The sequence below is a fragment of the Sphingobium sp. 3R8 genome (genome assembly GCF_020166615.1).
In the GTDB taxonomy this organism is placed as follows: Bacteria; Pseudomonadota; Alphaproteobacteria; order Sphingomonadales; family Sphingomonadaceae; genus Sphingobium; species Sphingobium bisphenolicum.
The window spans coordinates 145,525-170,126 of sequence record NZ_JAIQXR010000009.1; the positions used below are offsets into that span (position 1 = coordinate 145,525).

The 24,602-nt window shown below is 64.0% G+C and carries 25 protein-coding genes; 16 read left to right on the plus strand and 9 right to left on the minus strand.

The genetic code is table 11. From position 1 onward, the window contains the following. Window positions 1–7: 7 nt before the first annotated feature. The 3 genes from K9B33_RS11035 to K9B33_RS11045 are packed head-to-tail and all read right to left on the minus strand — an operon-like array spanning window position 8 to window position 1,097. The gene (locus K9B33_RS11035) at window positions 8–169 is read right to left on the minus strand and encodes a hypothetical protein (RefSeq protein ID WP_224548743.1); all 162 of its coding nucleotides are present in this window, start codon (window positions 167–169) and stop codon (window positions 8–10) included. Then, a complete protein-coding gene (locus K9B33_RS11040) occupies window positions 166–627 on the minus strand; it encodes a vgr related protein (RefSeq protein WP_224548745.1) in 462 nt (153 codons plus the stop codon). Before K9B33_RS11040 ends, K9B33_RS11035 begins: the two co-directional genes overlap by 4 nt. Continuing rightward, complete coding sequence (locus tag K9B33_RS11045; protein ID WP_224548747.1) at window positions 624–1,097, minus strand: copper chaperone PCu(A)C; 474 nt, start codon at window positions 1,095–1,097, stop codon at window positions 624–626. Before K9B33_RS11045 ends, K9B33_RS11040 begins: the two co-directional genes overlap by 4 nt. 174 nt (window positions 1,098–1,271) lie before the next feature. Here K9B33_RS11045 and dnaK point away from each other — a divergent pair, with 174 nt between their 5' ends. Beyond that, the gene (gene dnaK / locus K9B33_RS11050; RefSeq protein ID WP_224548748.1) at window positions 1,272–3,173 is read left to right on the plus strand and encodes a molecular chaperone DnaK; all 1,902 of its coding nucleotides are present in this window, start codon (window positions 1,272–1,274) and stop codon (window positions 3,171–3,173) included. A gap of 66 nt (window positions 3,174–3,239) precedes the next feature. After that, a complete protein-coding gene (dnaJ, locus tag K9B33_RS11055; protein WP_224548750.1) occupies window positions 3,240–4,382 on the plus strand; it encodes a molecular chaperone DnaJ in 1,143 nt (380 codons plus the stop codon). 112 nt (window positions 4,383–4,494) lie between these two features. Here dnaJ and K9B33_RS11060 read toward each other — a convergent pair whose 3' ends face one another. Further along, entirely contained in the window at window positions 4,495–5,790 is a 1,296-nt protein-coding gene (locus K9B33_RS11060) for an amino acid permease (RefSeq protein WP_224548752.1), read from the minus strand. Between the two features lie 197 nt (window positions 5,791–5,987). On the opposite strand from K9B33_RS11060, the gene K9B33_RS11065 reads away from it, so the two are divergent. Continuing rightward, complete coding sequence (locus K9B33_RS11065) at window positions 5,988–6,137, plus strand: hypothetical protein (protein WP_224548753.1); 150 nt, start codon at window positions 5,988–5,990, stop codon at window positions 6,135–6,137. Between the two features lie 59 nt (window positions 6,138–6,196). Here the strand turns inward: K9B33_RS11065 and K9B33_RS11070 are convergent, their stop codons facing one another. Together K9B33_RS11070 and K9B33_RS11075 are read right to left on the minus strand one after the other, a co-directional pair. Then, window positions 6,197–7,999, minus strand: coding sequence for an acyl-CoA dehydrogenase C-terminal domain-containing protein (locus tag K9B33_RS11070; RefSeq protein WP_224548754.1), 1,803 nt, complete (start codon window positions 7,997–7,999; stop codon window positions 6,197–6,199). 43 nt (window positions 8,000–8,042) lie between these two features. Beyond that, a complete protein-coding gene (locus tag K9B33_RS11075) occupies window positions 8,043–8,453 on the minus strand; it encodes a MerR family transcriptional regulator (RefSeq protein WP_224548755.1) in 411 nt (136 codons plus the stop codon). A 107-nt stretch (window positions 8,454–8,560) separates the two neighbouring features. On the opposite strand from K9B33_RS11075, the gene K9B33_RS11080 reads away from it, so the two are divergent. The 9 genes from K9B33_RS11080 to K9B33_RS11120 all read left to right on the plus strand — a co-directional run bounded on the left by K9B33_RS11080 (window position 8,561) and on the right by K9B33_RS11120 (window position 19,774). Then, window positions 8,561–8,968 carry a DUF2946 family protein gene (locus K9B33_RS11080; protein WP_224548756.1) on the plus strand — a complete coding sequence of 136 codons (408 nt, stop codon included), beginning with the start codon at window positions 8,561–8,563 and terminating at the stop codon, window positions 8,966–8,968. Window positions 8,969–9,112: 144 nt separating this feature from the next. Further along, window positions 9,113–11,149 (plus strand): TonB-dependent receptor family protein, encoded by a 2,037-nt coding sequence (locus K9B33_RS11085; protein WP_224548757.1) that lies wholly within the window; start codon window positions 9,113–9,115, stop codon window positions 11,147–11,149. Window positions 11,150–11,163: 14 nt separating this feature from the next. After that, window positions 11,164–12,435 (plus strand): PepSY-associated TM helix domain-containing protein, encoded by a 1,272-nt coding sequence (locus K9B33_RS11090; protein WP_224548758.1) that lies wholly within the window; start codon window positions 11,164–11,166, stop codon window positions 12,433–12,435. A 42-nt stretch (window positions 12,436–12,477) separates the two neighbouring features. Further along, window positions 12,478–14,094: an NAD(P)/FAD-dependent oxidoreductase gene (locus K9B33_RS11095; protein ID WP_224548759.1), complete on the plus strand. Its 1,617-nt coding sequence runs from the start codon at window positions 12,478–12,480 to the stop codon at window positions 14,092–14,094. A gap of 58 nt (window positions 14,095–14,152) precedes the next feature. After that, complete coding sequence (locus tag K9B33_RS11100; RefSeq protein WP_224548760.1) at window positions 14,153–14,425, plus strand: hypothetical protein; 273 nt, start codon at window positions 14,153–14,155, stop codon at window positions 14,423–14,425. Between the two features lie 230 nt (window positions 14,426–14,655). Continuing rightward, window positions 14,656–15,930, plus strand: coding sequence for a tyrosine-type recombinase/integrase (locus K9B33_RS11105; RefSeq protein WP_224548761.1), 1,275 nt, complete (start codon window positions 14,656–14,658; stop codon window positions 15,928–15,930). 817 nt (window positions 15,931–16,747) lie between these two features. After that, a complete protein-coding gene (locus K9B33_RS11110; RefSeq protein WP_224548763.1) occupies window positions 16,748–18,508 on the plus strand; it encodes a ParB/RepB/Spo0J family partition protein in 1,761 nt (586 codons plus the stop codon). A 59-nt stretch (window positions 18,509–18,567) separates the two neighbouring features. Further along, complete coding sequence (locus K9B33_RS11115) at window positions 18,568–18,813, plus strand: sigma factor-like helix-turn-helix DNA-binding protein (protein ID WP_224548764.1); 246 nt, start codon at window positions 18,568–18,570, stop codon at window positions 18,811–18,813. A 49-nt stretch (window positions 18,814–18,862) separates the two neighbouring features. After that, window positions 18,863–19,774, plus strand: coding sequence for a HEPN domain-containing protein (locus K9B33_RS11120; RefSeq protein ID WP_224548766.1), 912 nt, complete (start codon window positions 18,863–18,865; stop codon window positions 19,772–19,774). Between the two features lie 73 nt (window positions 19,775–19,847). On the opposite strand, the gene K9B33_RS11125 is transcribed toward K9B33_RS11120, so the two are convergent. Next, on the minus strand, window positions 19,848–20,210 hold the full coding sequence (locus tag K9B33_RS11125) for a hypothetical protein (RefSeq protein WP_224548768.1): 363 nt from the start codon (window positions 20,208–20,210) through the stop codon (window positions 19,848–19,850). Window positions 20,211–20,520: 310 nt separating this feature from the next. Here K9B33_RS11125 and K9B33_RS11130 point away from each other — a divergent pair, with 310 nt between their 5' ends. From K9B33_RS11130 to K9B33_RS11145, 4 genes are all read left to right on the plus strand, one after another. After that, window positions 20,521–20,874 carry a hypothetical protein gene (locus tag K9B33_RS11130; protein WP_224548770.1) on the plus strand — a complete coding sequence of 118 codons (354 nt, stop codon included), beginning with the start codon at window positions 20,521–20,523 and terminating at the stop codon, window positions 20,872–20,874. Between the two features lie 84 nt (window positions 20,875–20,958). Beyond that, window positions 20,959–22,560: a DUF3363 domain-containing protein gene (locus tag K9B33_RS11135; RefSeq protein WP_411974005.1), complete on the plus strand. Its 1,602-nt coding sequence runs from the start codon at window positions 20,959–20,961 to the stop codon at window positions 22,558–22,560. 167 nt (window positions 22,561–22,727) lie between these two features. After that, complete coding sequence (locus K9B33_RS11140) at window positions 22,728–23,147, plus strand: ribbon-helix-helix protein, CopG family (RefSeq protein ID WP_224548774.1); 420 nt, start codon at window positions 22,728–22,730, stop codon at window positions 23,145–23,147. Further along, window positions 23,144–23,371, plus strand: a complete 228-nt coding sequence (locus K9B33_RS11145; protein ID WP_224548775.1) for a helix-turn-helix domain-containing protein — start codon at window positions 23,144–23,146, stop codon at window positions 23,369–23,371. The genes K9B33_RS11140 and K9B33_RS11145 overlap by 4 nt, the downstream gene beginning before the upstream one ends. A 92-nt stretch (window positions 23,372–23,463) precedes the next feature. On the opposite strand, the gene K9B33_RS11150 is transcribed toward K9B33_RS11145, so the two are convergent. Beyond that, entirely contained in the window at window positions 23,464–23,823 is a 360-nt protein-coding gene (locus tag K9B33_RS11150; protein WP_224548776.1) for a hypothetical protein, read from the minus strand. Window positions 23,824–23,902: 79 nt separating this feature from the next. Next, a complete protein-coding gene (locus K9B33_RS11155) occupies window positions 23,903–24,334 on the minus strand; it encodes a DUF1810 domain-containing protein (protein ID WP_224548777.1) in 432 nt (143 codons plus the stop codon). Between the last annotated feature and the right edge of the window lie 268 nt (window positions 24,335–24,602).

Here is a 24,602-nt window from a genome sequence, read left to right on the forward strand (position 1 = left end):
GTGGCGATCAGACGTGGAGCCCCCAAATCCGTTCGGGCTGAGCCTGTCGAAGCCCTTCTTGCTTAAAAGGCGCATTTTTTGAAGCAGAAGTGAAGCCCTTCGACAGGCTCAGGGCGAACGGGTGTTTGGTATAGGCAATGGCAACAAGCCAGCCCAATGCGTCGCTCATCCCGCAAACGGCAACAGCGCCTCATACACATCCAGCCCCGGCTTCCCTTGCACTGTGACGCCCCGCCGCAGCAGAAACGCATGTCGCACGATCTCCGCCTGCTGCTCGATGCCGTAACGCGCGAACGGCTTGCCCGGCACGACGTCATAGCCATAGCGGCAAAAGGGATGTCGCATCAGCGGCAACCACCATTTGCCCGACCGCTGGGCCTGCCAGACATGGGTCATTTCGTGGATGAAATGCCCCTGCAAATGCAGCGGCCCGTCACAAAAATCCGCGCAGAACAGGCCGCTATCGGGGTGGAACCACAGGTTCCCATCCGGCGCCATCGTCACGCCCTTTGGCTGGAACGGCCACCATTTGCGCTCATGCACCCGCACCCGGCCATAGTCGATTGCGTCGCCGAACATGCCCCGCGCCAGCGCGACCTCCTGCTCCGTCAGCGCGCGGCTGCTCAATGGCCCTCATGCCCTTCCGGCTTGGGCGAAGCCGCACCGGCGGCTTCGGGCTTGCGGATCACCGCATCGACCAGCAGCCGGTCGCCATTGCCCATCAGGAAGGTGAGTTGCATCTTGCCCCGGCTGATCGCGGTGTCGTTGATGCCCCACAGCATCAGATGCTTGCCGCCAGGTGCAAAGGCGACCTGGCCCTTGGCCGGCACATCGACCGTGTCGATCGCCTCCATCGTCATCATCCCGTCCTTGTCGATGCTTTCATGCATCGCGACCTTGAGCGCATAGTCGGTCAGCACCCCGCGCAACTGCGTGCCCGCATCGCCGCCATGGATGACGAAATAGCCGGCCGACGGCCTGTCCTTGTTCGGCGAAAGCTGCACCCAGGCCTGGTCGATATAGCTGGGGGCAGGATCGCCGCAGGCGCTGAGCAGCATCGGTGCGGCAAGGGCGAAGAGGATAAGGGGCGCGCGCATCGGATGCTCCATGACTGTCTCGTTTCCGGTCGAGAGCATAGGTAATCGCCACAACTTCTTGTGCCAAGCGAAAGCGCGCCTATATCCCACCTGCAAACCGGCCTTGCCTTGGCGCTTATGTGAGGTATTGGGCCGTCAACCGCTGAATAGAATTTGGGGTTCAAAGAGGACACAATGGCAAAAGTTATCGGTATCGACCTTGGCACCACCAACAGCTGCATCGCCGTGATGGATGGCGGTAAGCCCAAGGTCATCGAAAATGCGGAAGGTGCGCGCACCACGCCCTCGATCGTCGCCTTCGCCAAGGATGGCGAGCGCCTGATCGGCCAGCCGGCCAAGCGCCAGGCGGTCACCAATCCGGACAACACGATTTTCGCGGTGAAGCGCCTGATTGGCCGCCGCTTCGACGATCCCATGACCAAGAAGGACATGGAACTCGTCCCCTATGACATCGCCAAGGGTCCGAACGGCGACGCCTGGGTCAAGGCCGGTGGCGAGGATTACAGCCCGTCGCAGATCAGCGCCTTCATCCTGCAGAAGATGAAGGAAACCGCCGAGAGCTATCTGGGCGAAACCGTGACGCAGGCGGTCATCACCGTTCCCGCCTATTTCAACGACGCCCAGCGTCAGGCGACCAAGGATGCCGGCCAGATCGCCGGGCTGGAAGTGCTGCGCATCATCAACGAACCGACCGCGGCGGCGCTGGCCTATGGCCTCGACAAGCAGGACGGCAAGACGATAGCGGTCTATGACCTTGGCGGCGGCACCTTCGACATCTCGATCCTGGAGATCGGTGACGGCGTGTTCGAAGTGAAGTCGACCAACGGCGACACCTTCCTGGGCGGCGAAGATTTCGACGCCAAGCTGGTGGAATATCTGGCCGCCGACTTCAAGAAGGCAGAAAGCATCGACCTGACCAAGGACAAGCTGGCCCTCCAGCGTCTGAAGGAAGCCGCTGAAAAGGCGAAGATCGAGCTGTCCTCGGCCCAGACGACCGAAGTCAACCTGCCCTTCATCACTGCCGACCAAAATGGTCCCAAGCATCTGGTCAAGACCATCACCCGCGCCGATCTGGAGCGTCTGGTGGCGGACCTGATCAAGCGCACGATGGAACCCTGCAAGAAGGCGATGGCCGACGCAGGCGTTTCGGCCAGCGAGATCAGCGAAGTCGTTCTGGTCGGCGGTATGACCCGCATGCCCAAGGTGCGCGAAGCCGTGAAGGAATTTTTCGGCAAGGAACCGCATACCGGCGTGAACCCGGACGAAGTCGTCGCCATGGGCGCCGCCATTCAGGCCGGCGTGTTGCAGGGCGATGTCAAGGACGTGCTGCTGCTCGACGTGACCCCGCTGTCGCTGGGTATCGAAACGCTGGGCGGCGTGTTCACCCGCATGATCGACCGCAACACCACCATCCCCGCCAAGAAGTCGCAGGTCTATTCGACCGCCGACGACAACCAGCAGGCGGTGACGATCCGCGTGTTCCAGGGCGAGCGTGAAATGGCGGCGGACAACAAGATCCTCGGTCAGTTCGACCTGCTGGGTATCCCGCCGGCGCCGCGTGGCGTGCCGCAGATCGAGGTCACGTTCGACATCGACGCCAACGGACTTGTGAATGTCAGCGCCAAGGACAAGGGCACCGGCAAGGAACAGCAGATCCGCATCCAGGCTTCGGGTGGCCTCAGCGACTCGGACATCGACCAGATGGTCAAGGATGCCGAGCGTTTCGCCGAAGACGACAAGAAGCGCCGCGAGGCGGCCGAGGCGAAGAACAACGCCGAAAGCCTGGTCCATACGACCGAAGCGCAGCTCGCCGAACATGGCGACAAGGTCGATGCTTCGCTGAAGGGCGAGATCGAAACCGCGATCGCCGACACCAAGGCCGCGATCGAAGGCGGCGACGCCGAAGCGATGAAGGCCAAGGCGCAGGAACTCGCCACGGTCGCGATGAAGCTCGGCCAGGCGATCTACGAGAAGGAGCAGGCCAATGCGGCGGCTCCGGGTGCGGACGCGCCCAAGGCCGATGACGATGTCGTCGACGCCGAATTCTCGGAAGTCGACGAAAACAACAAGGCGTAAAACTATGCCCATCGCCCGTCATTCCGGCGCAGGCCGGCATGATGGGCGATGCAGGCGGGGGCCTCTATGACCACCGAAGTTGATTATTATGAGCTGCTCGAAATCGAGCGCACCGCCGACGGTGCGGTGATCAAAAGCGCCTATCGCAAGATGGCGATGAAATATCACCCGGATAAGACCGGCGGATGCGCGGACAGCGAAGCGAAGTTCAAGGCCGTGTCCGAAGCCTATGACTGCCTGAAAGACCCGCAGAAGCGCGCGGCCTATGACCGGTTCGGCCATGCGGCCTATACCCAGCAGCAGCAGGGTGGCGGCGGCGGCGGTTTCCGCGGCGGCGGCGCGGGCGGCTTTTCCGATCTGGGCGACATATTCGAGACGATCTTCGGCCAGTCCGGTTTCGGCGGGCAGGGCGGCGGACGCCAGGCCAATCGCCGCGGCGCGGACCTGCGCTACGATATGGAGATCACGCTCGACGAAGCCTATCATGGCAAGAAGACCGAGATCGAGATCGAGGTGTCTACGGCCTGCGATAGCTGCGAGGGATCGGGCGCGCAGCCCGGCACCGGGGTCAAGACCTGCGGCACCTGCAAGGGCCATGGCCAAGTCCGTGCGCAGCAAGGCTTTTTCGTGGTCGAACGTACCTGTCCGTCCTGCCACGGCGCAGGCCAGGTGATTGAAAGCCCGTGCCGTTCCTGTCGCGGCGAAGGGCGCACCGACAAGCCCAAGACCCTGTCGGTCAACATCCCCGCCGGCGTCGATGAAGGCACCCGCATCCGCCTGTCGGGCGAGGGCGAGGCTGGCGCGCGTGGCGCACCGGCGGGCGACCTCTACATCTTCCTGCATGTGAAGCGGCACAGCCTGTTCGAACGCGACGGCACGACGTTGTTCTGCCGCGCGCCGGTCAGCTTCACGACGGCTGCGCTGGGCGGTTCGATCGACGTGCCGGGTCTGGACGGCAACCGGCACGAGATCAAGATTCCCAGCGGTATCCAGTCGGGCAAGCAGATCCGCCAGCGCGGCGGCGGCATGCCCGTGCTGAACGGGCGCGGCCAGGGCGACCTGGTGGTCCAGATCGACGTCGAGACGCCGACCCGCCTGACCGCGAAGCAGAAGGAACTGCTCGAAGCCTTCCGCGAGACGGAAACGGGCGAAGAATGCCCGCAGGTCAGCGGCTTCTTCTCCAAGCTCAAGGATCTGTGGGCGGATTGAGCGCCTGCTACGCTCAGGGTTAGTAACGTACAGCGTGTTCCCGCGTAGGCGGGAACCCAGTCCCGCCGTCTGAACTGGATTCCCGCCTGCGCGGGAACACGGCGTGCGTTGCTCAATCGGCGGTTCGCTCCCGCCGCGCCCACCAGTAGAAGGGCAGGCCGGCCGCCATCAGCAGGATGCTCGACCCGCTGGCCACTAACCCAGCGCCCCACAATGTCCAAAGCGCATAGCCCAGCCCGATGACCGCCGCCGGGACGACCAGGCGGAAACGCAAACTTGCCAGCGCGCACCCGACATAGAGCCACAGCGTGGCGGACGTCGCCAGCAGCGCCATCGCGGTGAACAGCGCCACCAGCCCTTGCAGGCTGTTCGCTATCAGCAACAGGCTGGCCAGCAACGTGGACAGGATCAGCCCGCGCACCGGCGTCCCTTTCGCATTCGTCTTCGCCAGCCAGCGTGGCAGTTCGCCCGCGCGGGCCATCGCCAGCGGCACTTCCCCCTGCAACAGGGTCCAGCCGTTGAGCGCGCCCAGGCAACTGACGACGACGAAAATCGCGATATAGCGCGCCGGCCCCGGCGACCAATAATGGCTGACGAACGCACCGAAGGGCGATCCGGTCTGGGTTTCCGCCGCGGGCAGGGTCAGGGCGATGCCCGAACAGACCAGCAGGTAGATCAGTCCCGTCGCCGCCGTGCCGATCAGCGTGGCGCGCGGGATGGTGCGGGCGGGGTCGCGCACCTTGTCTGCCGCGACGCTGGCGGATTCGAAGCCGAGCAGCGCCCACAGCGTCAGCGCGGCCGACGCGGTGATGCCCGCGCCGGTCAACCCCTGTGCGGGGAAGGGCGCGACTTGCGCCTTGCCGCTGCCCAGGATCAGCACCAGCAGCACCATGACCATGATGATCGGGATCAGCTTGATGCAGGTCGTGGCGATCTGCGTCATACCCGCCGCGCGCGCGCCGATCAGGTTGACGCCGGTCATCGCCCAGAGAAAGCCGATCGAGCAGATCGCACCGACGCCCGGCTTCGCCAACACCGGCAGCACGCTGCTGAGGTTCGCGGTCGCCGCCACCGCGATGGTGACGTTGGTGATGATGATCGACAGCCAGTAGATCCAGCCGATCGCGAACCCCGCCAGCGGCCCATAGGCGCGCGCGATCATCTGCGACGCATTGGCGTCGGGCAAGGCGACGGTCAGCCGGGCGATGACGAAGGCCAGCACCAAAGACCCGGCGATGGTGAAGACCCACCCCGCCACCGCATCCCAGCCGAACGGCGCGAGGGCCGCAGGCAACAGGAACACGCCCGATCCGATCATATTGCCCATGACCAGCGCTATGCAGGCAGCCAGACCCAATGTGCGGGATGCGGAGGGCGTCGAAGGCGCGGCGATGTCGGGGGCTTGCATGGGTGGATGCTAACGGGAGCCGGGAGTGATCGCTAGTGTTTCAGGGTGCTGCGTGCTCCTGCAAATGCTATGATACGGGTCATGGAATACATTAACTGCAATCGCCTTGACCCGCATTGCATTTGCGAAGGCCCGCCCAAAAGCCCAGATGAACCTTGATGCTGCAACGCAGCAAATCCATCAATCGAGGCTCTACGATGTTTTCCCTTCTGTCGCTCTATTTCGCCTATCGCCGTGATGTCGTCACCGCCGAACGCTATATCGCCGGACTGGCCAAGGTGCAGGCGCCGGTCGCGGACGATGTGACGCCGACGCCGGTCGAGGAGCAACTGCCGCTCGCGGCCTGACGCAAAGAAAAGGGCGACCCGCAGGCCGCCCTTCCTTCGCACGATGCTGGTCGTTACGATCAAGCCGCCAGAAACATATCCGGGTCCAGCGCCATCAGCGCGTCGGCGCCGCCCTCGATCTTGCGGCGCAGCGATCCGGCGTCGGGCATGATGCGTTCGGCAAAGAAGCGCGCCGTCACCAGCTTGGCCTCCAGGAACCTGGCGTCCCCTTCGCCCGCTTCCAGCAGCGTCACCGCCGCCTTGCTCATGCGTAGCCACATCAGCCCGGTCGCGACGATGCCCATGATGTGCATATAATGATGCGCGCCGGCCCCGGCATGTTCGGGGTTCTTCATCGCATTCTGCATCAGCCACATGGTCGCCGCGCCCAACTGGGCGCTCGCCTTTTCCAGCGCCTCGGCAAAGCTGCTCAGCTTCTCATGCCCCTTGGCGTCGGCCACCTCGTCCGCGACGATCTTCAGGAAGGCCTGCAACGCCCGCCCGCCGTTCATTGGCAGCTTGCGGCCGACCAGATCCATCGCCTGCACGCCGTTGGTGCCTTCGTAGATCTGGGCGATGCGCGCGTCGCGCACATACTGCTCCACGCCATTTTCCCAGATATAGCCATGGCCGCCGAACACCTGCTGGCAGGCGACCGCCACGTCGAAGCCCTTGTCGGTGCCATAGCCCTTGATGACCGGGGTCAGCAGGCTGATGAGGTCGTCGGCGGTCTGGCGCTCTTCTTCCGTGGCGGCATGGTGCGACAGGTCGACCTGCAATGCGCCCCATAGGATGAAGGCGCGCAGTCCTTCGGTGATCGCCTTGGCCTCCATCAGCATCCGGCGCACGTCGGGATGGACGAACAGCGTGTCGGCCTTCTCGTTCGGCTCCTTCGGCCCGGTCAGCGCCCGGCCCTGACGGCGATCCTTCGCATAATGGACCGCATTCTGGAACGCGATCTCCGCCTGGCCCAGCCCCTGCAGGCCCACGCCCAGCCGCGCGGCGTTCATCATGATGAACATCGCGGCCAGGCCCTTATTCTCCTCGCCCACGATCCAGCCGGTCGCGCCGTCATAATTCATGACGCAGGTGGCGTTGCCGTGAATGCCCATCTTATGCTCGATCGACCCGCAGGACACGGCATTGCGGTCGCCCACTGTCCCGTCGTCACCGACGAACAGCTTGGGCACGACGAACAAGGAAATGCCCTTGCTGCCTTCGGGCGCGTCGGGCGTCTTGGCGAGGACGAGGTGGATGATATTTTCCGACAGGTCATGTTCGCCCGCCGAGATGAAGATCTTGGTGCCGGTGATGCTGTAGCTGCCATCGGCCTGTGGTACCGCCTTCGTCTTGATGAGGCCCAGGTCCGTGCCGCAATGCGGTTCGGTCAGGTTCATCGTGCCGGTCCATTCGCCCGACACCATCTTGGGAATATAGCGCTGCTGCAATTCGGCGCTGCCCTTGGCGATCAGCGCCGCGACCGCGCCAGCGGTCAGGCCATGATACATTTCGAACGCCTGGTTGGCGGACAGCACATATTCGTCCACCGCCGTCGCCAGCACGCTGGGCAGGCCCTGGCCGCCAAATTCCGCCGGGCCGTGGATCGTCGTCCATCCGCCCGCGACGAATTGGTCGAACGCCGCCTTGAAGCCGGTCGGCGTCGTCACGCTGCCGTCCGGATGCCGGGTGCAGCCTTCCTTGTCGCCCACCGCGTTCAGCGGAAACAGCACTTCGGACGCCATCTTGCCGCCTTCGGTCAGGATCGCCTCGACCAGGTCGGGCGTGGCGTTCTCGAAGCCGGGGAGGTTGGCGTAGCGGTCCAGCCCGACCACATGGTCCAGCACGAAACGGGTGTCGCGAACGGGGGCGGCATAGCTGGGCATGGTCTTCTCCTGCGATATTTTTATTGAAGGGTAGGGGAGGGAATTAGCGCTGTTCGATGGTCGCGACGAAGGCGTCCAGTTCGGCAATCGCAGCGTCGATATCTTCTTTCTGCCGGGTCAGAAGGTCGATTCGCGCCTTGCACTTGTCCACGGTGACGCGGCGCTGGGCCTCATGCTCTTCGTCGGCGTCGTACAGATCGATCATCTCGCGGATTTCGGTCAGGCTGAAACCGACGCGCTTGCCGCGCAATATCCAGGCGAGCCGGGCGCGGTCGCGCCGCGAATAGATGCGGGCCAGCCCCTGCCGTTCCGGCGAGATCAGTCCTTCATCCTCATAGAAGCGCAGCGCGCGCGCGGTGACGCCGAACTCCTCGCTCAGGTCGGTGATGCTGTAGCTCTGCCGTTCGCTATGGTCGGGCAGTTCGATTCCGGCGATGCTGCTGCGGTTGTCCATCCATAAGGATGTAAATCGACTTTACGTTTACGTCAAGGTTAGTAAGCGGCGCTGGTTGGACCTTTTGACCGGATGACAGAACGTCCCGTCGCCGCTAGGGAAGCGCCATGATGGGGGCGATCAGACAATCGGAGGGCGCGCGCGGGCTGCTGGCCGCGCTGGCGCTGCTCGTCCTTGCCATCCAACTGATCGCGCCCGCCGGCTTCATGCCGGTGCGCACCGAAAAGGGCGTGGTGGTGACGCTGTGCACCGGGCAGGGCGCGGTCAATGTCGTCGTCCCGCGCGGTGACGCGCCGGGCAAGCATGGCCATCCGGACGATGGCATGACCGGCCAACAACATTGCCCCTTCGCCGCCTCGATCCAGCCCGTGGTGCCGCCGCTCGTCGCCGCCGACCTGCCGTTGCCGGCCTGGCAACTGGCTTATGGCGTTATAGCGTTCGCGCTCAAGACCGGCGTCATCGCACGGCTGGCCGCGCCGCCGCCGCCCTCATCCGGGCCACCTGCGACTTTCTGATTTTCCACGCGCTCTCGTGCCAGGATGACGTGTTCCCGTGAAGGCGGGAAACCAGTCCTGCCGTCCGACCTGGGTTCCCGCCTACGCGGGAACACCCGGATTCGAGCGCCGATCCTGCATTTTCCATTTCCAGAAAGTCGTTCCATGCGTCCTATCCATGCCGCGCGCAGCCTGTCGCTGTGCGCCCTCATTCTCGCCCTGTCCGCCGTTCCCGCCTTTGCCGAAGACGCCGAACACAGCGCCATCATCGTCACCGCCAGTCCCGCCGTAGAGGCCGCCGCCGCCCGCGTGCAGCGCACCCCCGGCGGCGTCGATGTCATCGCCGCGGAAGCGTTCGAGAATAAACTCGCCGTCTCCCTGCGCGATGCGCTGGCCTTTTCGCCGGGCGTCTATACCCAGCCGCGCTTCGGGCAGGAGGTACGGATATCGATCCGCGGATCGGGCCTGTCGCGCGGCTATCATATGCGCGGGCTGACGCTGTTGCAGGATGGCGTGCCGATCAATTCCGCAGACGATAATGGCGATTTTCAGGAACTGGACCCGCAGCTCTTCCAGCATATCGAGGTCTATCGCGGCGGCAATGCGCTGCGCTACGGCGGATCGACGCTGGGCGGGGCGATCAATGCGGTGACGCCGACCGGCCGCAGCGCGCCGGGGGCGGAGCTGCGCATCGATGGCGGCAGTTTCGATACGATCCGGGCCAAGGCCGCCTATGGCTATGCCGACGACCATGGCGACGCCTATGCCGCGCTGACCGCCGACCGATCCGACAGCGACCGCGCCCATGGCGATCGCAAGGCGCTGCGCTTCAACGGCAATGTCGGGTTGAAGCTGAGCGAGCATGCCGAAACCCGCTTTTACGCCAGCGCCCAGACGATCCGCCAGAAACTCGCCGGTGCGCTGAGCGAGCGGGATGCCCTGAACAATCCGGCCAAGGGCAATGTCACCGGCGATCAGGCCCGCGACATCGATTCGATCCGTCTGCAAAATCGCACGACCGTTGACCTTAGCCATGGCGCACTCGCCTTCGGCCTCTTCTACAACGCCAAATCGCTGTCCCATCCCATCTATCAGGTGATCGACCAGAAATCGGAGGATCGGGGTGTCTTCGCCAGCCTCGATCTGGCCGGCGACCTGGGCGGCATGCCGCTGGAACTCACGCTGGGCAGCCAGGCCCGTTTCGGCGCGGTGCAGGCGCGCCAGTTCGTCAATACCGGCGGACGCAGCGGCGCGATTACGGCCAACGCCCGGCAAAAAGCCCAGACCATCAACAGCTATGGCGAAGCGCGCATCGCGCCGGTCGCCAATCTCTGGCTGATCGCCGGCGGCCTCTACAGCCATGGAGAGCGCCGCATCGCCAATCGCTTCGCACCGGCACGCAGCGGCAATGTGGATTTCGACGCCTTCGCGCCCAAGGTTGGCCTGCTCTACCAGCCCTCGCCGGCCGTGCAGCTCTACGCCAATTATAGCCGATCGGTCGAAATGCCCGGTTTTGGGGAACTCAGCCAGACGCCCGCAGGCGGCGCGCCCGGCTTTACCCCGGTCGGCCTGCAAAAGGCATGGACCGCGGAGGTCGGCACGCGTGGCCGGCGGGGCATAGCGCGCTGGGACGTCAGCCTCTACCGCGCCGACATAAGGGGCGAGATGCTGCAATATAGCGTGGTGGCCGGCACCATCCCCGCCGCCACCTTCAACGCCGATCGCACCCGGCATCAGGGGCTGGAGGCTGGCCTCGATCTGGTATTGGCGCCCTGGGCGACGCTGCGGCAGGTGTACAGCTATAGCGACTTTCGTTTCCGCGACGACATGCAGTTCGGCGACAATCGCCTTCCAGTGGTCCCGCGCCACGTCTATCGTGCGGAATTGACGCTGGGGACGGACCGTCTCAGCCTGTCGCCGGCGATCGAATGGCTGCCGCAGGGCGCCTGGGTCGATTATGCCAACACGAAGCGCGTGGGTGGCTATGCGATGCTGAACCTGGGCGCGCAGGCGCAGGTGCGCAATGGCCTCACCCTGTTCCTCGACGCCCGCAACCTGACCGCCCGGCGCGCGATCGGCGATATCAGTGCGCTCGTCCGCTACACGCCGGACAATGCCGCCACCGCCGCCGACGAAGGCAGCGTCGCTTTCTACCCCGTCGAACGCCGCGCGGTTTACGCCGGCGTGCGTGCGCACTTCTGACGGGGAGCCGAACCATGGCGGAAGGCGCATTCTATCGGGCGATGTGGCGCTGGCATTTTTATGCCGGTTTGATCGTCCTGCCCATATTGGCGTTGATGGCGGTGACCGGCGCGCTCTATCTCTACAAGCCGGAGGTGGAGGCCTTGCTCTACCCGATGCGAATTACCGCGCCGCCCGATGCGCGGCCATTGCCGCCCTCGAAAATCATTGCGATATCGCAACGAATATCGGGCTATCGGGTTACGCAGTTGTTGATCCCGGCTGCTCGGACGGAAAGCTGGCGGGTCACGGCCAGGGCCGAAAATGGCGATTCAACTGTCCAACTCGTTGACCCATTTAACGGTCGCGTCCTCGGCGCGATGCATAGTGGCGGGGTCATGAAGACGGTCAAGGATCTGCACAGCCTGGCGCTGACCGGCCCGATCGGCAACCGGCTGGTGGAGGTCGTCGCGGGCTGGGCGATCCTTTTATGCGTCACCGGCATCTATCTGCGCTGGCCCCGCCGGGGACAGCCCGCACTGGCGATCCGGGGACGGACCGCCGGGCGGCTGTTCTGGCGCGACCTGCATGGCACGCTGGGCTTTCTGTCAGCAGGGGTCATCCTGTTCCTCGCGGTGACGGGGATGCCCTGGACCGACATCTGGGGCGGCGGATTGCGCGCGGTCGTCGCCGCCAACGATTGGGGCCGGCCGAAAATGGCGGTCATCCCATGGACCGCACCGGCCAGGGACGCGCTGCCCTGGACCCTGCGCGACGGCGGCGGCGCGGTGGGGGCCATCGGCGACATCGGCGTGGATGCGGTCGCGGGGATCGCCGCGGCGCGCGGGCTGCGCCATGGCTATCAGATCATCCTGCCGTCCCATCCCGGCGCGCCCTATCTGGTCGCGAGCCTGGTGCAACGCGCCGACGACGCCCGCGCCCTCACCATCGACGCGGCCAGCGGCGCGGTTGTGCAGGATATCGACTGGCGCATGTTCGGTCCGGGGGCGAAAGCGGTCGAATGGGGCATCGCCGCCCATCAGGGCCAGCAATATGGCGAGGCCAATCGCCTGCTGATGCTGGCGGGCTGCCTCTGCCTGCTGGCGCTGTGCATCACCGCGCCGATCCTGTGGTGGAAGCGGCGCAAGCATGGCCGCGTGCACGCGCCGCCCGCCTCCACGCCCGTCGCCCGGCGCATGGTCGCAGCGCTGATGCTGGGACTGGGCATATTCTTCCCGCTCACCGGCCTGTCGATGCTGGCCGCGCTGGCGGGCGAATGGCTGGTCGGGCGGGTGCGGATGGCCTGACCGCCATTTCATTTCCGGTCCCGACGCACTATGGGCGATGCCATGATCCGCCTGTCCGGCCTGAAACTGCCCCTCGACCATAGCGCCGAGGCGATGCCCGCCGCCATTTGCGACCGCCTCGGCCTGGAGCCGCACGAATTGCGCGGCCACAGCCTGGTGCGGCGCGGCAACGACGCGCGCCGCCGCTCCGCCATCCTGCTCGTCTACACGCTTGACGTCGATCTGGTGGACGAGGCGGCCGTGCTGGCGCGCTTCGCTGACGACCATGACGTCCGGCCGACGCCCGACACCGGCTATAAGTTCGTCACCCATGCCCCAGACGGCTGGCAGGGCAAGCGCCCGGTCGTCATCGGCGCGGGGCCGTGCGGCCTGTTTGCAGGACTGATCCTGGCGCAGATGGGCTTCCGCCCGATCATCCTCGATCGCGGCAAGGTGGTGCGCGAACGGACCAAGGACACATGGGATCTTTGGCGCCGTGCCGAGCTGAACCCCGACAGCAATGTCCAGTTCGGCGAGGGCGGGGCAGGCACCTTCTCCGACGGCAAGCTCTATTGCCGGGTGAAAGACCCGCGCTTCCTGGGCCGCAAGGTATTGGAGGAGTTCGTCGCCGCCGGTGCGCCCGACGACATTCTCTGGGAAGCCCATCCCCATATCGGCACGTTCCGGCTCGTCACCATGGTCGAGGCGATGCGCCGCCAGATCGAGGCACTGGGCGGCGAATATCGCTGGCAGCAGCGCGTCGACGATCTGGTGCTGGAACGCACGGGCACGGGCGAACAGCGCTTGCGCGGCCTCGTCCTCCACGACGGCAGCGTGATCGATACCGACCATGTCGTCCTGGCCGTCGGCCACAGCGCCCGACCCACCTTCGCCATGCTCCACAGCCGCGGCGTCCATATCGAAGCCAAGCCCTTTTCGATCGGCGTGCGGATCGAACATCCGCAAAGCTGGGTCGATCGCGCCCGCTACGGCCAATGCGCCGGCCATCCCGATCTGGGCGCAGCCTCTTACAGCCTCGCCCATCACTGCGCTAACGGCCGTACTGTCTATAGCTTCTGCATGTGTCCCGGCGGCCGCGTCGTCGCCGCTACGTCGGAAGAAGGGCGCGTCGTCACCAACGGCATGAGCCAATATAGCCGCGCCGAATTCAACGCCAATTCCGGCCTCGTCGTCGGCATCGATCCGGCGCGCGACTATCCCGACGGGCCGCTGGCGGGCATCGACCTGCAACGCCATTGGGAATCCATGGCCTATGTCGCGGGCGGCTCCTCCTACTGGGCGCCGGGCCAGACCGTGGGCGACTTTCTCGCCCGCCGCCCTTCGACACAATTAGGCGAGGTCGTGCCGTCCTATAAGCCGGGCGTGACCCCGACCGACCTGGCGCGCTGCCTGCCCGATTATGTGATCGAGGCGTTCCACGAAGCGCTGCCCGCCTTCGGCCGCCAGATCGCCCATTATGACCATCCCGACGCGGTGATGACGGGCGTGGAAACGCGCACCTCCTCGCCCATCCGCATCACCCGCGGCAAGGATTTCCAAAGCCTCAACGTCATCGGCCTCTATCCGGCGGGCGAGGGCGCGGGCTATGCCGGCGGCATCCTGTCCGCCGCGATCGACGGCATCAAGGTGGCGGAAGCGGTGGGCATTCAATTGGCATAAGCCGCCTGCGTCAGCGATGAAGCTTGACTGGCTCACATCCTTCCGCGACCTTCGGGCCATGACTCCGATCGAACGCGCCGCCCGCGCTCTATGCGCCCTTGATGGCCAGCCTGAAGACGCCCCCGTCGCTGACGGGCTGATGTGGCACGGCTACATGCCCCAGGCGCTGGTGGTGATAGAAGCGCTACACGAGCCCAGCGCGCGGATGAGCGAAGCCGGAGCCGAACTCGTTCGCTATGTGAGTCCTGAACAGCCCCTGCCGGCGCATCAGGGGGATGCCGCCAATATATGGCGTATCATGATCGACGCGATGCGGAAGGATATACCCTGATCTGCCCATGAGCATGGCGCGCATATCGGCGCCTTTGCCATGTTGCGGCGTGACTATCTGGGGAAGTTTTGGATGCCCGACAAGGAGCGTAACGACTTGTTCAGGGTTGTTCGCTATCTTCCATCAATCCGCAGAATTAACAGTGTTTTCTCTGTCTGTTCTCTCCGCCATTATCCATTGAAAATCGCAGTTGTCCGTATAAAAGTGTGGGAACAGCTGAGGGAACAAAAATGGGCAAGCTCACGCCAGCTATCGTCAAAGCGGCAGGGCCGGGAAGGCATGCCGATGGTGACGGATTATATTTGATGGTCAAGCCTGGCGGCGCGCGGTCCTGGGTTCTGCGCGTGCAATATGCCGGCCAGCGTCGGGACATCGGATTGGGCGGCGTTGATGTGTCGACCAAGATGGAACGGTTGAAAGCTGACACGGCGAACGGTCTTATTGGCGACGACCTGACCGTCATGGAACGGGCATTGCTGACTTTGGGTGAGGCGAGGGAGAAAGCGCGGCTGCTCCGCCGTGTTGCCAAAGCCGGGCGCGATCCGGTAGCCGAGCGGGATAAGGATCGCGCTGCCTCCCCGATCTTCTCTGTTGCCGTGACGAAGGCCCATAAGGCGCTAGAGGGCAACTGGGGCAAGCGAGAGGCTGATGCTTTCCTTGCATCGCTGAAGCAGCACGCCAACCCGAGCCTGGGCAAGCGTCGGGTCGATCATATCGATGCGAATGACATCGCCGCCGCGCTCAAACCGATCTGGACCGACAAGCCCGAAGTGGCACGGAAGGTTCGGCAGCGGATCGTGAAGGTCCTGAACTACGCCAAGGTGAAAAAATGGCGGCTTTCCGAAGCGCCGAGCAAGGAATTGTCCCTGCTGCTGGGCAAGCAGCGGAAGGGCGGCAACATGCCATCCATGCCCTATGCGGATGTTCCCGTTTATTTCCAGGAGTTGTCGGACGCGGCGGAAACGATGGGCCGACTGGCGCTCATGTTCGTGATCGCGACAGCAGCGCGCAGCGGAGAAGTCCGCCAGGCGTGCTGGGGGCAGATCGATCTGGATCGTAAGCTATGGAACCGGCCGGCGTCGATCATGAAGAGCAGGGAAGTCCACACCATCACGCTGAACGACCAGGCGCTGGCGATCCTTGAGAGGGCTAGGCGGCATCGGCGATCGGACGATAAGGATGCGCTGGTGTTTCCGTCGCCTTCCGGCAAGGCGATGTCTGATATGACCGTGTCGAAGGTCATGCGGGATGCAAAGTTGCCCTATGTTCCGCACGGCTTCCGTTCGACTTTTCGGGATTGGGCGGCCGAGCAGATGTCACACATTCCCGATGCCGTCGCTGAGGCTGCGCTGGCTCACGCCGTGCCGGACAAGGTGGTGGCGGCCTACAAGCGGACTAACTTTCTGGAAATGCGGCGAGGGTTGCTAGCCGCATGGGGCGATCACGTTTTCAAGTCTAAAGGCGACACTGGCGCCCCCCCGTCGCTGGCGCACGGACATGGCTGAATGGATCAGCGCTTTTAATGCGCGACGTCTGGCGTCTGATCGAAGAAATGCGTTTGATAGAGTGTCGCTTGAAGACATTTGATTCGTGCTAATAGACCAAGCCCGCACAGTCCTGTCGGTTCGTGCAGCCCATAGCTCCTTGAAGGTCTTGAAGGTGAACGGCCACGTGCTGAGTGACGAACAAAATTTGGACGCGGTGGTGCCGGGGTGGGTTTGGGATCTTACCTTGGCTTGGCATCTAGATGGCGATCCGGGATTTTCCATGTCGGGGGCGAAAGAGACGGGCTTATCCGTTAGGCGAAGCTCATCCGCGCTCATGCGCAACAAAGCTGCCCGGCTCTAATCCCGACTGGAGGAAATCAGGGGGGCACGTCACGGACGCTAAAATATTCGAACAAGCCCATGAACAGTTTATGAAGCTTCGTGGTTCAGGCGACTGTCTCCATATAATAGAGGCGTTTCGCGCCGCCGGCGCGACCCTGCTCTATGTCGCTGCGCGCCACCGAGCCACGCGTGCCGCGCGTCTCGTCCCATTCGGGTAACGATCAGTAACGCTGGGGCGGTGCTATACGCACCGCCCGTTGGTCACCGCGCCATGGGCGCGGCGGCGTTGGCCTTGACGGCGTCGATCTGGCGGGTGGGCGTCGCTGCCCTGTAGGCCCGCCGCGCCGGGCCGCAACCCGGCTGTGCCGGGTCTTACACTTTGTTTCAGTCCTGCGGATGCAGCCCGGCTCTGTCGGCGGGCCTGCTGGTCACGCTCCTGCCGCCCACCCGCCATTCCGGCGCCGGTTGCTGCGGTTTGAAGGAGTGAAGGGAAATGGAACTCAAGCATATCGACATCGCCAACCTGTCCGTCGCTGCCGTCAACATGCGCGGCAAGGGCAAGGCGGACCTGTCCAACATCCTGCCGTCGGTGCGCGCACGTGGCGTGCTGGTGCCACTGATCGTGCGGCAGACTGGAACACCTGACACGTATGAAATCGTGGCGGGCAAACGGCGCTATCAGGCTGCGTTGGCCGTGGCGCAGGAGAGCGGTGAAGCCGAAGCGCTGCCCTGCGCGGTGATCGAGGCGGGCGACGATGCGGCAGCGCTGGAAGCCTCGCTGATCGAGAATATCGCCCGGCTCGATCCCGACGAGGTGACTCGCTGGGAATGTTTCACCCGACTGGTGCGGGAAGGGCGCAGCGCCGATCATATCGCCACCACCTTCGGCCTCACCGAGTTGCAGGTGAAGCGAACCCTTGCGCTGGGCAATCTGTTGCCGCGTATTCGTACTCTCTATGGGCGCGGTGACATCGAAGCGGCGTCCGTGCGACATCTGACCTTGGCCACCAAGAGCCAGCAGCAGCAATGGCTGGCGCTGCTCGACGATCCCGACAGCTATTGCCCCACCGGTCATGCGCTCAAATCATGGGTGTTGGGCGGAGCGTCGATCCCGGTCAGCGCGGCGCTGTTCGATGTATACGGCTATGAAGGTGCCATCGTCGCCGACCTGTTTAGCGAAGATCGCTATTTCGCGGATGTTGCCGCCTTCTGGACCGCGCAGACCGCAGCGATCGAGGCGCGGGTCGAACAATATCGCGATGCCGGATGGCGCGATGTCGTCCTGCTGCCGCAAGGCGAACCCTTCCATGGTTGGGACTATGAACGCTGCCCCAAGCGCAAAGGCGGCAAAATCTATGTCGTCACCAGTCCGCGCGGCGATGTCGTCTTCCATGAGGGCTATCTGACCATGAAGGAGGCCCGCAGGCTTGCCAAAGGTGAAGAGGGTGGCGATGCCAGCGACAAGCCATCGCGTCCCGAACTGACCAGCAGCCAGCAGGATTATATCGATCTCCACCGCCATGCCGCCGTCCGCGCGCGAATGATTGATACACCCGGCCTGTGCCTGCGGGTGGCGGTCGCGCACATGATCGCGGGATCGCCGCTCTGGACGGTGCGGACAGAACCGCAGCGCGCCGCCGATGCTATTGCCGAAAGCGGCGAGAACAGCATGTCCGAAGCGCAATTCGATGGCGAGCGGCGCAGGCTGCTGGCGCTGCTGGCCTTCGATCCCGATACGCCCACCATTACCGGCGGCAGCGATGGACTGACCAGCCTTTATGCCAAACTCTGCGCCTTGGACGATGCCAGCGTCATGGCCGTCTTGTCCATGGTGATGGGCGAAACGCTGGACGCCCGCAGCGACATTGTTGATGCACTGGGCGTGCAGCTTGGCATCGGCATGGCGCAGGTCTGGCAGGCGGACGACGCGCTGCTGGACACCCTGCGCGACCGCGCCGTCATCGATGCGGTGCTCAACGAGGTAGCGGGACCGGATATTGCCGAGGCCAATGTCAAGGAAACCGGCAAGACCAAGCGGCAGATCATCCGCGATTGTCTCAGCGGCAGCAACGGACGCGCCAAGGTCGAGGGCTGGGTGCCGCGCTGGCTGCGGTTTCCCGCCAGCAGCTATACCGAACGCTGCGGCGTCGCCAGCGTCAGCCGGACCGCCAGCGCCGCGCGGGCCATGGCCTTGCCCGATGCCGCCGACGCCCAGATCGACGCCGATCCCGCGCCCCTGTCACAGGCCGCATGACCTGTCCCTGACCGGCGGCCTCCACGCCGCCGGTCCTCTCTTGGAACGGGAGATATGTCATGACCGACATTGCCGATACCGAACGGCTCGAACGTCTGGAAGCGGCCCTGCTGTCGATGCCGCGCCTCCGCCGTGAGATATTCCTCGCTGTCCGCTTGGACGCGATGAGCTATGCCGACATCGCCGATATGACGGGGCTGTCTGTCAGGACAGTCGAACGCCAGATGGCCCGCGCGATCGTGCATATCGGCCATCATCTGCGCGATACCGATGCGCCGTCGTCGCATCGCTCGTCGCCCACATAGTTGCGCGGCGAGGTTGGCGGCATTGCGATAGCAGGCTAGGATCAGGACCATGAAGACCAGTCTCGATCATCTGCCGCAAGCCAAGCAGCGCGAACTGACGCATGTGGTCGAGACGGTGCGCGCGGGCTTCGCCAACGCCACGGCCCAGCGCACCCAACCGCGCTATCGCAACGGCAAGCTGCTCAAAATCATCCTGTTCGGCAGCTATGCGCGCGGTGACTGGGTCGAAGACCCGGTGGGCCGCTATTTTTCCGATTACGACCTGCTCATCGTCGTCAACCATGACGATCTGACCGACATTGCCGAGTTTTGGGAGAAGGCCGAGGCGCAGTTCCTCGCGGACCTGTCGGCGGGCACGGCCCTGCGCACCCCGGTTAGCCTCATCTATCACAGCCTTGACGATGTGAATGAGAAGCTGCGGCTTGGCCGCTACTTCTTCATGGACATATTGCGGGACGGGATCAGCCTGTTCGAGGAGCCGGGTCACCCCTTTGTCGAGCCGCAGCCGCTGTCGTCGGAACAGGCGCTCAAGGAGACGCAGGACTATTTTGAGGATTGGTTCGGCACAGCGCAGGAGTTCGTCGAGGGAGCTGGATTCCATTTAGGGAAAGAGCATCTGAACCTCGCGGCGTTCAACTACCATCAGTCCGTTGAGAGGCTTTATCACTGCCTCTTTCTCGTCCGCACTTTGTATTCGCCCAAGACCCATAATCTGAACCGGCTTCGCGATCTTGCTGAGGAACTGGAGCCGTCGCTCAAAGCCGTCTGGCCGCGTGATAGCCGCTTCGAAAAGCGCTGCTATTCCCTCCTGCGCGATGCCTATATCAAGGCCCGCTACTCACGTGCCTATCGCATCACAGCCGAGGAACTGGACTGGATCGCGCAGCGTGTGACGTTGCTGCAGAGCCTCGTTCGCGAGGCGTGCGAAGCCCGTATCGAGACGCTTGCCAAGGCAGCCTAAGCTGCATTCAGGCTGATATATGACGGCCTGTTTGTCATCGATTCCGCGTCGATAACATCCATCTGTCAGCGCCTCAGGCAGCCTGCCTGATGTCGATATCCAGCACCAACTTTCGCCCGTCATCACTCGCTTCCGCATGGATCGGGCACAGCGTTTTGCTGCCGCAGGCAAGCGTCATCCACTCGATTTTCCAGTCGATCCGTGCATGATCATGGCGTCCCTCGCGCGTGATACTGACGATGGCCGCGCCTTCTACGGCAAGCGCAAAATGGCAGCGTCCGCTGCCAATATCATGATGGCCGCGCAGCAACGTCCCATCAGAAAAGGCAAAGGAAAAGCCATCCGTTACCGCGCTGGCGGGAAGGGCCAGCACGGCTTCGACATCGCCGGTCAGCCTCAGCCTGCCGCCATCCATTGCCTCGATCTGCACGCTCACGCCTGGCCCTTCCCCTGAGAATCGGAACGGGTTTGAGAATAGAACATAGAGTGAACATAAGGAAGGGGTGCCGGGTAAGGCGTGTATAGCAAGATAAAGGCCGACACGCTTCGTCGCATCTGCCCGGCCAAGCCCCTGTCTGCACATCGTTTTTTATGGAGACGACCTGTCTCGCTGGCGAGACTGGTTGGGCGCCGGTGGCGCGCAAAGCCGCGAAGTCCTGGGCTTTTGCGCGAGATACTTGAGACCTTGGGGCCTTGGTCGCCATATCCTGCCGATGGCACAAGATGACGATATTTTCGAGCCCCGCGTGGGTCGTTCACGGCGCGACAGCGCTCGCCCGCCAGGCACTGTCAGACTGCGCGCTGAGATATTGAAGCAGGTGGCCCGGCGCGGCGGCGACCCGCGTCGGCTGGGCGATGCTGTTGCGGTTGCAGCGCCTCGCACTGGGCGCTTCAATGCGCGGGGCCGGGGCGCCCGGATCGCGGCCGCCGTGCCGCGCGGTTCGGGCTGGTCCTTCGACCGGGGTAGCGGCATGCGGGTGCGCCCCCGGCGGGTGACGGTGAAGGCGCGCGTGGTGAAGCTGGCGGGCAAGGCGACCGCTGTGCGGTCCCACCTCCGCTATCTCGAACGCGATGGCGTCAGCCGCGAAGGCGAGCCGTGACGCTTCTATTCCACCTTTGCCGATGATGCGGACGGAAAGGCCTTTGCAGAACGCGGGGCAGGCGACCGGCATCAGTTCCGCTTCATCGTCGCACCCGAGGATGGTCCTGCCTTCGAGCATCTGCGCGATTTCACCCGCGATCTCATGGCGAAAATGGAGGAGGATCTGGGCACGACGCTCGACTGGGTGGCGGTGGATCATTTCGACACCGGTCATCCCCATAGCCATATCCTGGTCCGGGGCATCACCGAGGACGGCAAGACTCTCAACATCGCGGGCGACTATATCGCCCATGGCATTCGCCATCGGGGATCGCAGATCATGACGCGGGCGCTGGGACCGCAGAGCGAGCTGGAGGTGCGCCACCAGCTCGAGCGCGAGGTCGATGCCGAACGGCTCACCCGGCTCGACCGGATGATGCTGGCGCAGGCCAGCGACCAGACGCGCGACCAGGTCATCGACCTGCGCGGACAGGAAGGTCGGCGTGCGTTCGATCCCCAGCATCAGCAACTGCTGGTCGCACGTGCCCGTGTGCTCGAGCGGATGGAACTGGCCGAGCCGACGGGGCCGCTGGCCTGGAGGCTCGCCCCGCACATGGAACAGACGCTGATCGACATGGGCATGCGCGGCGACATCATCCGCCTGATGCACCGCCAGATGACGCAGGAGAAATCAGCGCCCGGGATGGAGCATGATCGCTATGTGGTGCATGGCATCGACAAGACACCCGAACAGAATGAAGGCCCCATCATCGGCAGGGTCGTGAAGCGGGGCACGGCCGACGATGAACATGAGCGCCGCTATCTGATCGTCGATGGCGTCGATGGGCACAGCCATTATGTCGATATCGGCACGAGCGCCGAACCGACGCCGATCGGTGGCATGGTCAGCCTGACACCCTTCCAGGCCGAAGCACGTTCGGTCGATTGGACCGTTGCTCAGATCGCCGAGGCCCATGGCGGTCGCTATACGGTCGATATCCACCTGCGCCATGACCCCACGGCGACCGACAGCTTCGCCCAGACTCATGTCCGCCGACTGGAGGCGATCCGTAGGACGATCGGCAAGCCCGAGCGCGCGCCCGACGGGACATGGCAGATCGGGTCCGATCATCTCGATACCGCGCTGGCCTATGAGCATCGGAAGGTACGCGCCGAACCGATGAAGGTCGAGATGCTGTCCTCGACGCCGATCCTCGCACAGACCGGCGTTCATGCCGCGACTTGGCTGGACCGGGAACTGGTGGCGACCGACAGGATAGCCATCGCCGATACGGGCTATGGTGCGGAAGTCCGCAAGGCGCTGGCGCTGCGGCAGCAATGGCTGGTCGAGCAGCAACTGGCCGAGCGGCAGGGGGAGGATGTCTTCTATCGGCCCAACCTGCTGCGTATCCTGCGGGACCGTGAGATGCGCGGGGTGGCAGGGCAGTTGTCGCACGAGATGGGCAAGCAGTTCACCCAGATCGAACCGGGCGCGCGGATCGAGGGGACGCTCAGGCGCAGGGTGGATATGACCTCCGGACGCTTTGTGTTGATCGAGCGGGCGCGGGACTTCACACTGGTGCCATGGCGCGACGACCTGGAACGGCATTTCGGCAAACCGTTGTCCGGGATCATGCGCGACGGGCGGTCGATCAACTGGACCATAGGCCGGGGGCGGAGCGGTCCCAGCATCGGCGGTATGTGAGCCAGCGCGATCCGGGTCCGATCCGGGCCGATCTGCGCCCATCAGCACCATAGCCTTGCGACAGGTCGGACGGCGATAATCGTCCACGGTAGCGGATCGCTCTTATGTCCCCCCTGCAAAGGGCTGGTCCGCTGCCACCCGACATCCCCATGGGCAGGCGACATCCTATGAAAAGCTACAAGACCCGGCATCAGCTGTTTCTGCCCGAAGAGATGAGCAAGCGGCTCGACCATCTGGCGAAAAGCTCAGGCCGCGCGCGGTCCGAGATTCTGGTCGAGGCGCTCGACGCCTGGTTCAATCGGCGGCAGGCACCCAAATCCGACGAGAACATCGGCATCCGCCTGACCCGGATCGAGCGCGATACCCAATGGCTCCGCCGCAACCAGGGGCTGGTCTGGGAGGTGTTGGCGCGGATGGTCCGGCATCAGCTCATCACCGGCGCCATGCACCCGGTCGATGAGGCGGCGCATGCCACAGGGGCCAGGATGTTTGCGCAGCTGATCGACGAGATCGCCGACCGGTTTGCCGGGAAAGCCGCACCCGCCACGGACGACCCCGCCACCTTGAAGCTGAGGAGTTTGCAATGAGCCGGGAACATCGCGCGCTGAAGGCAACAGACCTTCCCACCCCCGACGGGTTCGAGCCGATCACGGTGCGGGTTCCCGATGCCTGCCGTATGCTGGGCATCCGACGCAGCAAATTCTATGAGCTGATCGCTGATGGTGAGATCAAAATCCTCAAACTGGGCAGCGCCACGCTCGTTCCCATGGAGCAGATCAGGGCATTGGTGCGGCGGCTTGAGAAGGGATGATCGGAAAGCGGGCTGGCAGCCACGCCCTGCCTGCGGCTGTCCCGGCCGGGTTTCGGGAAAGGCCTGCGTTCAGACCGGCCAACGCATGCGCCTCACTGATGATGCAGCATTTTCTCGAACCCATCATTCGCCTTGGCCATCTTGGCGACTTTCCTCAGATGGCTGCGAACATGGCGCTCGAACCGTACATCGTCGTAAACGCCCGTCGCATGATATTCCTCATGGCCGATCAGCGCCTTGAGGCGCTGGGCAAACGGGGTCTGCTCTTCGGTGCAATCAGGAGCCTGAAGGGCACGGCACACCCATTCCTCGGCGGCGGTCTTGTCATAGTCATCGCGCGCCTCATAGCCGCGCCGGTCGGCCGCTGCCTGATCCAGCTTCGATACGTCCAATCGGCGCGCCAGCCATTTACGGACCAGTGCTCCATCCCATGGCTTTGACGGATTGCTCATGCATTCGCTCCACATTCGGATCGATGACGCTATATCGGTTGCCCGCTCGTATTCGATGACGGATGCTGACGCCGTGATATTATTGCCGTGCCAGCAGCTGAAGGGTGGCATCATCGCGCACGCCGCCGAACCAGCGGTCCAGCGCGGCGCTGAACAGGTCACCGCCACCCGCAGCCTCGAACAGGGTAAGGGACGACCGTAGCTTCATGGCGTCCACCTCTCCCAGCACACCGGCCGCGCTGCTGCCGTGCGGCAGGCTCTCCAGCGTCCGCACACATTCTCGCAGGCGGTCGCCGAGGTTGGGGTGCTCGAGATAGGCGCGAGCCTCGTCCAGTGACGCGATGGCGTAATGCTGTGCGGTAGAGCTGCGGCCCAGGCCAGCCATCTGCGGGAAAATGAACCACATCCAGTGGCTGGTCTTCCTGCCCTGGCGCAGCTCGGCAAGCGCGGCTGCATAAGTGGACTGTTGGGCGGCGAGGAAGCGGCTCAGGTTGTACGGGTCGTTACTCATGCAGGTATGACGCGGTCAGAAGCTGGTCGTTCCTCCCGGCCGGGTTGCGCCCTTCTCGGTCGTCTAGGCGGCGCTGTCTGCTCCCAGAAGCGGACGCTCGTTGACGGCCATGTTCGACCGGGAGGAATGACCAGCTCTGGGACATTGTACTCAGTCCGGATTGGAGACCCATTAGTGCGATACCGGACATTCCAGCTGCGATATGCGATGTCGACTTTGCACCCCTTTTTGGTCGTTCGCGAGGCAGGACCTGCAGCTCGAAAGATGT

What these genes read in the sequence shown, in the direction of transcription:
- K9B33_RS11035 (WP_224548743.1), bottom strand. Translation starts at nt 169, where the DNA reads ATGAGCGACGCATTGGGCTGGCTTGTTGCCATTGCCTATACCAAACAC.
- K9B33_RS11045 (WP_224548747.1), bottom strand. Translation starts at nt 1,097, where the DNA reads ATGCGCGCGCCCCTTATCCTCTTCGCCCTTGCCGCACCGATGCTGCTC.
- dnaK (WP_224548748.1), top strand. Translation starts at nt 1,272, where the DNA reads ATGGCAAAAGTTATCGGTATCGACCTTGGCACCACCAACAGCTGCATC.
- dnaJ (WP_224548750.1), top strand. Translation starts at nt 3,240, where the DNA reads ATGACCACCGAAGTTGATTATTATGAGCTGCTCGAAATCGAGCGCACC.
- K9B33_RS11060 (WP_224548752.1), bottom strand. Translation starts at nt 5,790, where the DNA reads ATGCAAGCCCCCGACATCGCCGCGCCTTCGACGCCCTCCGCATCCCGC.
- K9B33_RS11065 (WP_224548753.1), top strand. Translation starts at nt 5,988, where the DNA reads ATGTTTTCCCTTCTGTCGCTCTATTTCGCCTATCGCCGTGATGTCGTC.
- K9B33_RS11070 (WP_224548754.1), bottom strand. Translation starts at nt 7,999, where the DNA reads ATGCCCAGCTATGCCGCCCCCGTTCGCGACACCCGTTTCGTGCTGGAC.
- K9B33_RS11075 (WP_224548755.1), bottom strand. Translation starts at nt 8,453, where the DNA reads ATGGACAACCGCAGCAGCATCGCCGGAATCGAACTGCCCGACCATAGC.
- K9B33_RS11080 (WP_224548756.1), top strand. Translation starts at nt 8,561, where the DNA reads ATGATGGGGGCGATCAGACAATCGGAGGGCGCGCGCGGGCTGCTGGCC.
- K9B33_RS11085 (WP_224548757.1), top strand. Translation starts at nt 9,113, where the DNA reads ATGCGTCCTATCCATGCCGCGCGCAGCCTGTCGCTGTGCGCCCTCATT.
- K9B33_RS11090 (WP_224548758.1), top strand. Translation starts at nt 11,164, where the DNA reads ATGGCGGAAGGCGCATTCTATCGGGCGATGTGGCGCTGGCATTTTTAT.
- K9B33_RS11095 (WP_224548759.1), top strand. Translation starts at nt 12,478, where the DNA reads ATGATCCGCCTGTCCGGCCTGAAACTGCCCCTCGACCATAGCGCCGAG.
- K9B33_RS11100 (WP_224548760.1), top strand. Translation starts at nt 14,153, where the DNA reads ATGACTCCGATCGAACGCGCCGCCCGCGCTCTATGCGCCCTTGATGGC.
- K9B33_RS11105 (WP_224548761.1), top strand. Translation starts at nt 14,656, where the DNA reads ATGGGCAAGCTCACGCCAGCTATCGTCAAAGCGGCAGGGCCGGGAAGG.
- K9B33_RS11110 (WP_224548763.1), top strand. Translation starts at nt 16,748, where the DNA reads ATGGAACTCAAGCATATCGACATCGCCAACCTGTCCGTCGCTGCCGTC.
- K9B33_RS11115 (WP_224548764.1), top strand. Translation starts at nt 18,568, where the DNA reads ATGACCGACATTGCCGATACCGAACGGCTCGAACGTCTGGAAGCGGCC.
- K9B33_RS11120 (WP_224548766.1), top strand. Translation starts at nt 18,863, where the DNA reads ATGAAGACCAGTCTCGATCATCTGCCGCAAGCCAAGCAGCGCGAACTG.
- K9B33_RS11140 (WP_224548774.1), top strand. Translation starts at nt 22,728, where the DNA reads ATGAAAAGCTACAAGACCCGGCATCAGCTGTTTCTGCCCGAAGAGATG.
- K9B33_RS11145 (WP_224548775.1), top strand. Translation starts at nt 23,144, where the DNA reads ATGAGCCGGGAACATCGCGCGCTGAAGGCAACAGACCTTCCCACCCCC.
- K9B33_RS11150 (WP_224548776.1), bottom strand. Translation starts at nt 23,823, where the DNA reads ATGAGCAATCCGTCAAAGCCATGGGATGGAGCACTGGTCCGTAAATGG.
- K9B33_RS11155 (WP_224548777.1), bottom strand. Translation starts at nt 24,334, where the DNA reads ATGAGTAACGACCCGTACAACCTGAGCCGCTTCCTCGCCGCCCAACAG.